This window comes from Dyadobacter sp. OTU695 (assembly GCF_038440355.1).
Taxonomy (GTDB): domain Bacteria; phylum Bacteroidota; class Bacteroidia; order Cytophagales; family Spirosomataceae; genus Dyadobacter.
Map to the genome: position 1 here is coordinate 107,159 of NZ_JASATN010000007.1, position 12,202 is coordinate 119,360.

The window sequence follows — 12,202 nt, forward strand, 5'->3', positions numbered from 1 at the left end:
GTTGCCGATATTTTGTATATTTTTGAAGGCTTCAGCGGTATTGGGCCGCATCACTACAATATTAGAAAAATGCATTTGTTTTACCAGCCTGACCCTCACGTTTTTGAACTCGATGAAGAGGAAGCAAGGCATAGTTCGAAGGTTTTAAGGCTTGGTTCCGGCGACATGATTTACGTCACCAATGGCAAAGGCCTCTTGCAAAAATGCCGGCTCAACATTCAGGGACGGAAAGTAGGTTATGAAGTCGTCGAATCCAAAATGACGGAGCGGAGAGATTTTGCCGTCAACATGGCGATCGCGCCTACGCGGAAGGCCGAGCGGAATGAATGGATGGTGGAAAAGATGACCGAAATAGGGGTGGAGCGCATTGATTTCGTCGTAACCGAGCATACGAATCCCGAAACGCTGAACCGGGTCGTGAACCTTACCAGGCTGAACCGCATCGCCGCCGCTGCCATGAAGCAGTCGCAACAATATTATATGCCAGTTATTACAGTAAATAACAAGTACGAGCCGTTTATTAAAAATGTAAGCGACGCCGTCCGCCTGATTGCATACGTTCCCGAACAAAATACGGTAGAACACGTTTTTAGCAAAATAATTAAAGGCAGCGACACGACCCTACTGATCGGACCGGAAGGCGATTTCAGCCCGAAAGAAGTGGAACTGGCGCTTGAAAACGGTTTTCAGACAGTATCGCTGGGGCCGACGCGGCTCAGGACCGAAACCGCCGCCGTCGCAGGATGTCACGCCGTTAACCTGGCGCAGGTTTTGTCATGAGAGGATAGATGCCTCTCATTCAATCATTCAGTCATTCAATCATTCAAAACTCACCCATGCGCGCCCATCTTATCGTTATCACGTTCTTGCTCAGTGCCGCCGTCACGTCGTACGGGCAGTCGTCTTTAAAGATCGCTAAGCTCAAATATGGGGGCGGGGGCGACTGGTATGCCAATAAAACGTCGTTGCCGAACCTGATCAAGTTCTGTAATGCGGAGCTCAAAATGAACATTAACCCGGTGGAGGATGTGGTGGAAGTGGGTAGTCCGGATATTTTCTCGTACCCGTTTGTGCATATGACCGGGCACGGAAATGTAGTTTTCAGCGATGCCGAGGCGCAGAATCTAAGAAATTACCTGCTTTCGGGCGGTTTTCTGCATGTGGACGACAACTATGGCCTCGATCAGTTTATCCGCCGCGAGATGAAGAAAGTTTTTCCCGAGCTTTCATTCGTAGAGCTTCCTTACGACCACCAGGTTTACCATATGAAATACAATTTTCCCGACGGTCTGCCGAAAGTACACGAACACGACGGGAAGCAGCCACAAGGCTTCGGGTTGATCTGGCAGGGGCGACTGATTTGCTATTATAGCTACGAAACGGATTTGGGAAATGGCTGGGAAGATCAGAGCGTATATAATGATCCCGAGGAAATGCGCCGCAAAGCCCTGCAAATGGGGGCCAATCTGCTGAGCTATGCTTTTATGATCGAATAGGCCATGCCGAGGCTCGCGGGAGCCTCGGCGACCTATGGCTATATTCCAAATTTAGTTTTGGAAATTTCGGTTTTCTAACCTTTGGCACTTACTTTTGTACAAAGTTTAGTATATTATTTTTTTCCGCCGTTCCATGTATATAGTCCTGATTGTATTTGTTGTACATTGGTATTTGTCACTATTCTGTCAAACCTTTTTTCTGCACCGCTACTCTGCTCATAAAATGTTCATTATGAGCAAGCCATGGGAACGGTTCTTCTATTTACTCACTTATCTGTCACAAGGTTCCTCGTATCTGAGCCCGCGCGCTTACGCGATTCTGCACCGGATGCACCACGCATTTAGCGATACTGAAAAAGATCCCCATTCTCCGCATCATACCAAAAATGTTTTCACGATGATGTGGGAAACGAAAAATATTTATAATGCAGTTTTGAACCGCAAACGCGCCATCGAGTCGCAGTTTGAAAGGAATTATCCCGAATGGAATTTCGTGGAAAAACTGGGTGATTCCTGGATTTCCCGCGTTGGCTGGGGGGTTATTTACCTTTCATTTTATGTGCTGGCCTACATTTACCTGGATATGCACTGGGCATTCTTCTTTCTGTTGCCGATCCACTTCCTGATGGGCCCGATCCATGGCGCGATCGTCAACTGGAGCGGACATAAGTACGGCTATCAGAACTTTGACAACGACGATAAATCCAAAAACTCGTTGATTTTTGACTTCCTGATGATGGGAGAGCTTTTCCAGAACAACCACCACAAACGGCCGAACTCAATCAACTTTGGTTCAAAGTGGTTTGAAGTCGATCCGACTTACCCGGTGATCAAGCTGCTGAACAGATTGAAGATTATTGAGATTCGAAAGAAGAACTAACGTGCGACAATGTCTGGTCAGGTGTTGTCATTGATGGTCAGGCCGTAGTCGGGGCTTGTCATTGATAGAAATAGAAAGGGAGGAGAAATTGGTCGGTCGGCCAGTTGTCCTCCCTTTTTTCGCATCTACACCTGGCAACATTTGACTATCAATGACCTCACCTGACAACTCACGGCCACACTCGACCCTCGATCCGGCAAAAAAATTGGCAGACGTGAGAGACGCCTGCCAATCTGCTTATTAACACCACAAAAAATGAAATCCTTTGAATTTGCGACCTACGCGGCCCGACCGGCGATTGTTTCGCCCTGTCGACAATACAAATAAGATCAACAATACTTAGAAAGGCGTTAATAATAAGTTAGAATTTGCTTAGAGGCGTAAAAAAGTTAAACGAAAAGTCGTGCCCTTGGGAATGTTCGATTGAATGCTGATGCTCCCGTTGTGAAGCTTTACAATGCGCTCCACCAGGGAAAGACCGATGCCGTACCCTTTGATGCTCGCGGTGTTATCGCTGCGGTAAAAGGGCTGGAAAACCAGGCTCTTGTCCTTCTCGGGAATTCCCTTTCCATTATCTGAAAAAGTCAGCCCCAGTTGCCCCCGCGACGGATGCAGGCAGATGTTCACCGTGTTGTCGTCGGAGAATTTGCAGGCATTGTCCATCAGGTTGAGGAAGGCGGTTTTCAGCAGCGTCGTATTGCCGGTGATTTCCAGCCAGGTGTCGTCTTCGGGCAGCTCGTCAAAGTTGAGTTGAATATTGTAGGCCGGATTCGCCTCCGCGAGGTTCATGCGGCAGTCGAGCAGGAGATCGTCCACGCGGATAAGTTCGGTAAGCAGGTCGCGCTGATCTTCGCTTACTTTGGCAAGTTCCAGCAATGTGTTGGAAAGCTGGCCGAGTTCCTGAATATCTTCCAGTACGGAGCGGATTGTCATTTGATATTCGTACGGGCTCCGTTCTTTCAACATGATCACTTCCAATTGCGATTTGATCTTCGTGAGCGGGTTTTTCAACTCATGCGAGACGTTGGCAACGAAAATCTTCTGCATCTGAAACGCCGTTTCGATCCGGTCGAGCAGCTTGTTGAAGGTCACCGTCAATCGTCCGATCTCGTCTTTCTGGTTAGGCACATTCAACCGCGTATCGAGTTTTTGAGGCAGGATGCCTTCTACGGCATTCATGACCTTCGAAATGGGCCTTAATGCACGTTTTGAGAATATCCAACCGACGATCGCTACCACGAATGTCACGATCAGGTACAGGACGGTCAGCAGCGTTTTCAGGTTCGAAAGGTTAGCTTGTCCGTACAAATCCTTCGCGCCGAGCATGACCACCGCCTTGTTGAAGGGATATTTGTAATAAAGGCCTACCACTTTGTAATCGCCGTCGTCATACCGGATCTGGCCGGCTTTACGGATTTCATCGAGCCAGTAATTGGAGACGTGCAATGCTTTGAGCTGCGGGGTGGTGGAGTTGCTGTAAATGAGGCGGTTCTTTTCGTCGAAAATGAAGATGTTCTCGTCGTAGATCAGGTCGCGGTTGGTCTCGTCCAGGGCTTTCAATACTTCCGCATTGATGAGCGGCACCTGTACTTTCAGCAAAAGCTCCGCCTGCGACTTCGCTTTTGAGCGCAACCGGTCGTAAAAATCCTCGGTAACATTGTAATAGGTAAAAAAGTAAACGGCCAAAAAAGTGACCAGCAAAATACCGCTTACCAGCAGGGAAAACTGAACCGTAAGTCGGGTGCGGATTTGCATAGCTTATTCTACTTTGAGCACGTAACCCATTCCAAATTGCGTGTGGATGAGCTTGACGGGGTAATCTTTATCGATCTTCTTGCGAAGGTAATTTACATATACTTCAATTACATTGGTACCCGTGTCAAAACCGATGTCCCAGACCTGCTCGGCGATTTCCACCTTTGAAATAACCCTTCCCTGATTACGGATCAAGTACACGAGCAGATTGAATTCTCTTGCCGTCAGGTTAATCTTATTGCCGGAACGGTAGACAGTTTTGGCGTCCAGAGACACTTCCAGGTCAGCAAATTTCAAAACCTGCGCGGTATGAGAAATCGTAGACCCGCGCTTGGTGAGCGCACGTACACGCGCGAGGAGCTCTTTAAATTCAAATGGTTTGACCAGGTAATCATCCGCGCCGGCATCCAGCCCCGTGACTTTGTCGTCGGTGGTACCAAGGGCGGTCAGCATCAGGATAGGCGTCTCGTCGCCCCAACTGCGTATCTCGCGGCAAAGCTCTATACCGTTAATGCCGGGAATGATAATGTCGCTGATGATCAGTTGGTAAACGTTGCTGCGTGCAAGTTGTTTACCGATCAGCCCATCATAGGCAATATCGACCTCATAGCCATTCTCTTCCAACCCTTGCCGTATCGACTGCAATGTTTTGGGCTCGTCCTCAATCAGTAACAGTTTCATAGGCTATGTAAAAATAGTTCAGACACTTCCTTCCAGCTCGAAACGCGTTTGTATGCTGTTTCCCTGAGGTTGTGCGGGGATGAAAATAGAATGCCCTTGCCCTTGAATGCCGCCAGGTTACGTACATGATCGTCGATCAGGTAGTCAGAGTGGATAATGCTTTTATATCCACAGAAAACTACATTCGTCCAAGGGATAAACGGAAAGTGCTTTTTTAGCCAATCGAATTTATCACGGAAGGAGTTTGGAAACTCCATACAGGCCGTAGCTACAAACAGCTCGTAATACCTGGAAAGCTTGTGCACGGTTTCGACCGCGCCTTCCTTAACTGCGATATCTGCAAAAAAACCAGGAGTATCCATGATTTTGTGCAGCTTCGACAGCTGTTTCGGGTGCAGCAATTCCCTTAATCCCTTGGTCTGGAAATCCTCCCGGTTCAGTGTGGTCGAAAAGTCGGCGAGGACAATGTCGACGAGCTTTTCGTGGGTGTTCGCCAGCACATCGTCCATGTCCAGGGTCAATCTTAGCATCAGATTATGGTTCGGCTAATGTCGAAGTTTTCGAGGTGATCGTTGACGCGTTTCAGGAATAGACCTCCCAGTGAGCCGTCCACTACGCGGTGATCGTAGGAGTGCGAGACGAACATCATGCTGCGGATACCGATCAGATCGCCCTGCGCGGTTTCAATAACGGCAGGTTTCTTTTTAATTGCCCCGAATGCCATAATGGCTACCTGCGGCTGCACGATGATCGGCGTTCCCATCAGGTTCGCAAATGCACCGATATTTGAAACGGTATAAGTGCCGCCGGCCAGATCGTCCGCTTTTAATCGGTTCTCCCGCGCGCGCTTGGCCAGGTCGTTCACCTTGCGTGCAAGGCCCGGAAGATCGTAGCGATCGGCATTGTGAATGACCGGTACGATCAGGTTACCGTCTGGCAACGCTACAGCCATTCCTATATTAATGTCTTTCTTTTTGATGATCTTGTCGCCCTCCACCGATATATTGATCATCGGATAATCCTTGATGGCTTTGACAACCGCTTCGATCAGGATAGGGGTGAACGTAATGCTGTCGCCGGTTTTCTTGCGATACTCGGCCTTAACGTGCTCCCGCCAGCCTACCACCGGCGTCATGTCCGTTTCGATGAATGAGGTAACATGGGCTGAAATCCTTTTCGATTCGACCATCCGTTGAGAGATCATCTTGCGCATGCGGTCCATTTCGATGATCTCGTTACTGCCGTTGAGCGAGGTGGCGGGGCTGGCAGCAGCGGCAGCAACCGATGATTTTTTGCGCCGGTGCGCTACGTAGGAAAGGATATCGTCCTTGGTAACCCTGTTTTCGAGCCCCGTTCCTTTGATCACTTTCAGCTCATCTACAGGGATTTGTTCTTCACGCGCAATGCTTAACACCAGCGGGGAATAAAAATCGTTGACCGCCGCATTGACGGGGGCAAATTCGTAGGCCAGCTCCGGCGTTCTGCTCACTGCTGTTTGAAAGCCTTTTTCAAGCGCGGCTACTGTTTCAGCAACGTGCGCCTCTTCTTCCACTGCCACCAATAATGGCGTGCCGGCGTCCTGCGCAACAACGTCGTCGGCGACTTCAATCTGCGCGACGGCGCTACCGATCGGCACTACGTCGTCAACCTTGACGAGCCATTTGGTAAGTGTTCCCTCGTAAGGACAGGGGACTTCGGTATCTACTTTATCGGTCGCAACTTCCAGGATAGAGTCATCGATCCGCACTTTTGCACCTTCTTCTGCAAGCAGGTGGAGTACGGTACATTCCATGATGCTTTCCCCCATCGGAGGCATTACCATTTCAACTATTTTCATAAATGGTGTTTTTTCGAAGGTAATGAAAACATGCTTTCGTTACCTTTTTTGATTCTGATCTTCGTTTACCCTTTTACCGCGAGAGAAGTCTTTAAAATGGTTTTTCTCAACAGATTGAGTGCGTAAGAGCAGGTTAGTTCTATATTGATTTTTCTATTGTTCCTTAGTGTCAGCAATTGGGTAAATGTCTCCTCAGGCGTCGCGCAGGCAATCCACACGGTGCCAACTGGTTTTTCTGCTGTGCCACCGTCGGGTCCTGCGATACCGGTAGTTGAGATGGCAAATGTGGTATTCAACAAGCGGCGCGCGCCTTCTGCCATTTCCCGGGCCGTCTGCTCGCTCACCGCGCCGTAGGCTTCAAGCGTTTCACGGGATACGCCTAGTACACCCATTTTAACATCATTACTATAACTTACTACCGAACCCTCGTAATAGCGCGATGAGCCTGGAATGCTCGTGATCTGGTTGGCCACATAGCCTCCCGTACAACTTTCCGCTGTACTTATTGTGGCATTGCTGTTTATCAGAAGGCTACCGATCACCGTTTCAAGCTCGTCTGAGTCGTAACCGAAAACGTGTTCTTCAATCAAAGGCAATACCAGCGCGACCTGTTCGGCCAGTTCCCGTTCGAGCACCTGCTGATCCGTGCCGGTACCTGTAAGCCTTAACCGGACCTGCCCGAAATGCGGCAAGTAGGCCAGTTTAATGTGTTCGGGCAATGCATCTTCCCAGCCGGCAATTTTCTCGGCCAGAAAAGATTCACCAATACCGATGGTACGGATAGATTTATGCTGGATAATGTGAGTCGAAAAACGTGCTTTGAGCCGCGGCAGGATTTCAAACTCCATTAAGCTCTTCATTTCATAGGGGACACCAGGCAGCGAGACGTAAATCACTCCGTCCTTTTCGAACCACATTCCGGGAGCTGTCCCCCAGAGGTTCGGAATGTAGGTACAGTTTTTGGGAAGTGCTGCCTGCTGAATGTTAAGCTCGGTCATGGCACGGCCCCGTTTTGCGAAAAACTCGGTAATGAGCGCCAGGGCTTCCTGATTGATTTCGAGCTCAGTACCGAAGTATTCGCAGAAGGTGTGCTTTGTTATATCGTCGCGCGTGGGCCCGAGGCCGCCTGTTACGATCACCACGTCCACTCGCTGGGCGGCTTGCGCAAAAGCATCCAGGATGTCCTGACGGTTGTCGCCAACGGATGTTTTCCTTGCCGGACGGATACCGATGTCAGTCAGTTGGGTGCCAATCCATTGCGTATTCGTATCGATGATCTGACCAAAAAGTATCTCGTCACCGATCGTGATTATTTCAGCCCTGACGGAGGAAATCATAGGTTTGGAACAGGTTAAATGGGACCGTTATTTTCCCAAAAATAAGTAAAATTAATCGTTATTGAGTACGTTTGAACCGTAGTGAAATAATAACAAACTCTATTGTAATGAAATACAAAATCCTTTCGTTAACGCTGTTTTGGCTCATTTTAGGACACACTTCACAGGCACAATTCAATCTCGGCAAGCTACTCGGAAAGGGTGGAGGAAAGAGTGGCGGACTCAGTGAAAATGAGATTGTTCAGGGTCTGAAAGAGGCGTTGAACGTTGGAGTCAGCATCGGTTCCGACTCCGCCTCGAAGGTGGATGGTTTCTTTAAAAACGAGCTGATTAAGATCGCTGTGCCGCCCGAAGCGCAAAAAGTGGCCGAAACGTTGCGCAAAATGGGACTTGGGGAACAGGTCGATAAATTCACATTATCACTCAACCGCGCAGCAGAGGATGCAGCCAAAAAATCGAAGCCGATTTTTTTCAAGGCGGTTAAATCTATGACCGTACCCGACGCATTAGGCATCCTTAAAGGTTCTGATGACGCGGCAACGCAATATTTGAAGAAAAGTACCAACGATGAGCTCTTCAAGACTTTCTTTCCGGTAGTCGACAGTACATTGAAGCTTAACAAAGCGACGCAGTATTACGCAGACATCGTCAAAACTTACAATCAGATACCTTTGGTTAAAAAGGTGAACCCGGATTTGAAGCAGTACGCGACCCAAAAAACGATCGATGGTTTGTACATACTGATTGCGCAGGAGGAAAAGAAAATTCGAGAAAATCCCGGTGCACGGGTGACCGATTTGCTGAAAAAAGTGTTCGGCCAAACAGGGAAGTAGGTTTCACGTCCCAGATTTGGACCGCCTGTTTGGGTTCAAATGCTTACTTTTGTAAAAATTAACACCTCAGTATGAAAAAGTCAGAAATACATTTTACCGTTGAACTCGACGAAAAAAATATACCGGAGAAGATCTTTTGGGACGCAACCGACAACCCGAACGAAGGTATCAACGACACCCGCGCCATCGCAATCGGGGTGTGGGACCATTACCACCGCGGAACGCTAAAAATCGATCTCTGGACAAAGGATATGGAGGTTTTTGAAATGAAGCGCTTCTACATCGAGCTCTTGAGCGGCATTGCGGATACATTGCTGACGGCGACAAACGACCGCGGGATGGCCGATATGATCGAGGGTGTTTGCGACACGTTGAGCAAGCGTCTGGATGAAGAAATGAAAGCAGCGAAATAACGTTTGTCACGCTGAGCGGAGTCGAAGCGCATGCAGGACGCCATTGCGTTTATCCTTCGGCTCCGCTCAGGATGACATTACCTTCGGCTCCGCTCAGGATGACATTACACAATATCTTTTAATTCCTCCTGAGCTTTTTTCGGCAAGCTGGCCACTACCAGGTCGTAAGAGTCTTTCACCCAGCTAAAAAGTTCCTCGCTGGGAATGCTGCCAGTGACGTACACGGTATTCCAGTGCTTTTTATTCATGTGATAACCCGGTTTCACGTCGGGATATTTTTCTCTTAACTCCTCTGCCTTTTCCGGATCGCATTTCGCATTGAACTGGTGCCTGGGCGAATCCAGCGGCGTGAGCAGGAACACCTTTCCGAGCACTTTAAAAACCAGCGTATCGGGGCCGAATGGCAATTCCTCCGTTACACCGGGTAATTTCAGGCAGTAATCCCGCAGCGTTTCAAGGTTCATCGTGTTAAGGCTCTGATGATCATGATGATGACACAAATCAAAAACATGACGATGGAGATACGGTTGATCCCGTGCATCATGCGCAAATTGAACGAATCGGGGTTGTTCGGGTCGCGTTTTTTGAAGACGCGGATGAAGTAGGAAAACACTTCGCCCAGTTGAAAGTATCTTTTCATTGTATTTGTTTAAACCAAAATTTCGCGTTCCTCCGGCTCTATCCACCGGCCATCTTCCCGGATCAACTCGATCAGTTCTTCCACCGCTTTCGACGAATGCACCGACCGCTTGATCACTTCCTGTCCGCGGTACAACGCAATTTTGTCTTTGCCCATACCCACGTAACCATAATCGGCATCGGCCATTTCACCCGGGCCGTTCACAATACAACCCATAATCCCGATCTTGACGCCTTTTAAATGCTCCGTATGTTTGCGGATCATCGCCGTGGTTTCCTGTAAATCGAATAATGTACGGCCACAGGAAGGGCAGGAGATGTATTCGGTTTTCGACATCCTCGTGCGTGCTGCCTGCAAAATGCCGAATGCGATACTGTTATAAGAAGCCGCTGCTTTTAACTTTTCCGGATGTTCTGTACCAGCCGGAAATTCAGGGGAAAGCAATGTTCCGTCACCGAAACCGTCCACCAGCAAACCACCGATGTCGGTCGCCGAGTATAATGTCAGCTTATCTTCCAGGTCGGTTTTATAGTCCCGCTGGATAATCACCGGTACCTTATTTTTCAGTTCCGTGAGTTTGTAAAAGAACCGCCGCATTTCCGGCATCGCGTGCGCATTGTGCGTATGAAGCACAAGTACGACGTTCTTTTCAGCTGAAATGCGGGTTAGAAATGCCTCGTCAAAGGGGTGAATGTCGCCTTTGATAAAATTCAGTTCGGATGATGTTTCCGTAGCTGCATTCCATTCAGCTACATCAAATAGCGGGAATTTGATATGCCTTTCGGGGTGCGCCTGCCATTGCTTCTGGTCGAGGATCTCACGAAGGCCGTTCGGCAACATGAAAGGCGCCGGTTTTTGCCCTGTGTAAATAAAATCGGCACCCTGGTCGTTCATTGCCCATTTATCAGGAACGGGGAGAAAGAAGTGGCCGATGCTTTTGAGATCATCCAATTGCTGAACTTCGATATTCGAATAGTCGGCAATCACACGCGGCACATTCAAATGGCCGATATTGTAAACTTCCCTCGTATCCCGACGCGTATACTGGAACGGATTGATAGGGCAATGGTCAATAGGCTCGATGGGCGCATGCGCTGCCCGTGACGTATACCGCTCGATCAGTGCGCGAGCCACCGGCGCTTCTTTTTCCGGCGCTTCGGTCAGTGAAACGCGCACCGTATCGCCCAGGCCGTCTTCCAGCAAAGTGCCGATGCCGACTGCCGATTTAATGCGTCCGTCCTCGGCCTCGCCTGCTTCGGTAACGCCCAAATGCAGCGGGTAGGGTTTCAAACCTTCCTCATCCAGCCGTTGCACCAATAAGCGATAGGCTTCGACCATGACCTGCGTATTGCTGGACTTCATCGACAAGGCGATGTTATAGTAATTGAACTCTTCGCAAATCCGCAAAAATTCCAGTGCGGATTCCACCATTCCCAGCGGCGTATCGCCATAACGGCTCAGAATGCGGTCGGAAAGCGAGCCGTGGTTGGTGCCAATCCGCATAGCCGTACCGTATTCCTTGCAGATTTTGACGAGAGGAATAAATTTTTCCCTGATCCTTTCCAGCTCGGCCGCATAGGAAGCGTCCGTATAATCGATCACCTCAAAACGCTTGCGATCGGCGTAGTTTCCAGGATTGATCCGAACCTTTTCAACGATGCGGGCAGCCAGTTCGGCTGCATTGGGCGTAAAATGGATGTCGGCTATCAGGGGTACCTGAATACCCAGCTTGCGCAATCCGTTACGGATATTTTCCAGGTTTTGGGCCTCCTTCACGCTTGGCGCGGTAATGCGCACATACTCGCAACCCGATTCCACCATCCGGATAACCTCGTCGATCGAGCCCTGCGTATCCATCGTATCGACGGTCGTCATCGACTGCACGCGGATCGGGTAATCGGAGCCCATCGGAATATCGCCAATGTTGATGGAGATCGTCCGGCGCCGTTCATAGGCGGTCAGCGAAGGGCAGTAAATATTGGTTTTTTGTTCAGAAGGTGTAATCACGGTCATTGAATGGTAATATCGACAAAGGTCTTAAAACTAAAACACAATCGGAACGCCAATGGTGCATTTTTCCGTGGTCGTCTGTCGGTTTGTAATAATCGCTTGTCGCCTTGTAAAACTTCGGTACTTCGCCCGTTCGTATATCGATCCCAGTCATTCACACATATCAACTTGAAAAGGTTATGTTTTGTATTTGAAATATTAAATATTTGTACCCATCGCCCCGATACTACATAGGAAAAGTCAATCGCTCAATGTTCCGGTAAAGGCCGCCGAATGTCGCGGCATCTGCATGCATCATCCACCATGTAAATCGGAGCCAT

13 protein-coding genes are annotated in these 12,202 nt (G+C 49.0%); 5 read left to right on the plus strand and 8 right to left on the minus strand.

Features of this window, described 5'->3' with window-relative positions:
• Positions 1-69 precede the first annotated feature (69 nt).
• The 3 genes from AAHB90_RS15045 to AAHB90_RS15055 all read left to right on the plus strand — a co-directional run bounded on the left by AAHB90_RS15045 (position 70) and on the right by AAHB90_RS15055 (position 2,376).
• Complete coding sequence (locus AAHB90_RS15045; protein WP_342086031.1) at positions 70-780, plus strand: RsmE family RNA methyltransferase; 711 nt, start codon at positions 70-72, stop codon at positions 778-780.
• Between the two features lie 56 nt (positions 781-836).
• Complete coding sequence (locus tag AAHB90_RS15050; RefSeq protein ID WP_342086032.1) at positions 837-1,496, plus strand: DUF4159 domain-containing protein; 660 nt, start codon at positions 837-839, stop codon at positions 1,494-1,496.
• Between the two features lie 133 nt (positions 1,497-1,629).
• Complete coding sequence (locus tag AAHB90_RS15055) at positions 1,630-2,376, plus strand: acyl-CoA desaturase (protein ID WP_342086033.1); 747 nt, start codon at positions 1,630-1,632, stop codon at positions 2,374-2,376.
• Between the two features lie 372 nt (positions 2,377-2,748).
• On the opposite strand, the gene AAHB90_RS15060 is transcribed toward AAHB90_RS15055, so the two are convergent.
• The 5 genes from AAHB90_RS15060 to AAHB90_RS15080 form a co-directional block, all read right to left on the minus strand.
• The gene (locus tag AAHB90_RS15060) at positions 2,749-4,131 is read right to left on the minus strand and encodes a sensor histidine kinase (RefSeq protein WP_342086034.1); all 1,383 of its coding nucleotides are present in this window, start codon (positions 4,129-4,131) and stop codon (positions 2,749-2,751) included.
• Positions 4,132-4,134: 3 nt separating this feature from the next.
• Positions 4,135-4,812, minus strand: coding sequence for a response regulator transcription factor (locus AAHB90_RS15065; RefSeq protein WP_342086035.1), 678 nt, complete (start codon positions 4,810-4,812; stop codon positions 4,135-4,137).
• Positions 4,809-5,342 carry a 5' nucleotidase, NT5C type gene (locus tag AAHB90_RS15070; protein WP_342086036.1) on the minus strand — a complete coding sequence of 178 codons (534 nt, stop codon included), beginning with the start codon at positions 5,340-5,342 and terminating at the stop codon, positions 4,809-4,811. Before AAHB90_RS15070 ends, AAHB90_RS15065 begins: the two co-directional genes overlap by 4 nt.
• Positions 5,342-6,649, minus strand: coding sequence for a dihydrolipoamide acetyltransferase family protein (locus AAHB90_RS15075; RefSeq protein WP_342086037.1), 1,308 nt, complete (start codon positions 6,647-6,649; stop codon positions 5,342-5,344). Before AAHB90_RS15075 ends, AAHB90_RS15070 begins: the two co-directional genes overlap by 1 nt.
• A 65-nt stretch (positions 6,650-6,714) precedes the next feature.
• On the minus strand, positions 6,715-7,986 hold the full coding sequence (locus AAHB90_RS15080; RefSeq protein ID WP_342086038.1) for a competence/damage-inducible protein A: 1,272 nt from the start codon (positions 7,984-7,986) through the stop codon (positions 6,715-6,717).
• Positions 7,987-8,093: 107 nt separating this feature from the next.
• Between AAHB90_RS15080 and AAHB90_RS15085 the strand changes: the two genes are divergently transcribed.
• Positions 8,094-8,819, plus strand: a complete 726-nt coding sequence (locus AAHB90_RS15085; protein ID WP_342086039.1) for a DUF4197 domain-containing protein — start codon at positions 8,094-8,096, stop codon at positions 8,817-8,819.
• Positions 8,820-8,890: 71 nt separating this feature from the next.
• Entirely contained in the window at positions 8,891-9,232 is a 342-nt protein-coding gene (gldC, locus tag AAHB90_RS15090) for a gliding motility protein GldC (protein WP_342086040.1), read from the plus strand.
• 104 nt (positions 9,233-9,336) lie between these two features.
• Here gldC and AAHB90_RS15095 read toward each other — a convergent pair whose 3' ends face one another.
• The 3 genes from AAHB90_RS15095 to ispG are packed head-to-tail and all read right to left on the minus strand — an operon-like array spanning position 9,337 to position 11,885.
• Positions 9,337-9,696, minus strand: coding sequence for an MmcQ/YjbR family DNA-binding protein (locus tag AAHB90_RS15095; RefSeq protein ID WP_342086041.1), 360 nt, complete (start codon positions 9,694-9,696; stop codon positions 9,337-9,339).
• Positions 9,693-9,872 carry a DUF6728 family protein gene (locus AAHB90_RS15100; protein WP_342086042.1) on the minus strand — a complete coding sequence of 60 codons (180 nt, stop codon included), beginning with the start codon at positions 9,870-9,872 and terminating at the stop codon, positions 9,693-9,695. The genes AAHB90_RS15095 and AAHB90_RS15100 overlap by 4 nt, the downstream gene beginning before the upstream one ends.
• Positions 9,873-9,881: 9 nt before the next feature.
• Positions 9,882-11,885, minus strand: coding sequence for a (E)-4-hydroxy-3-methylbut-2-enyl-diphosphate synthase (gene ispG / locus AAHB90_RS15105; RefSeq protein WP_342086043.1), 2,004 nt, complete (start codon positions 11,883-11,885; stop codon positions 9,882-9,884).
• Positions 11,886-12,202 lie beyond the last annotated feature (317 nt).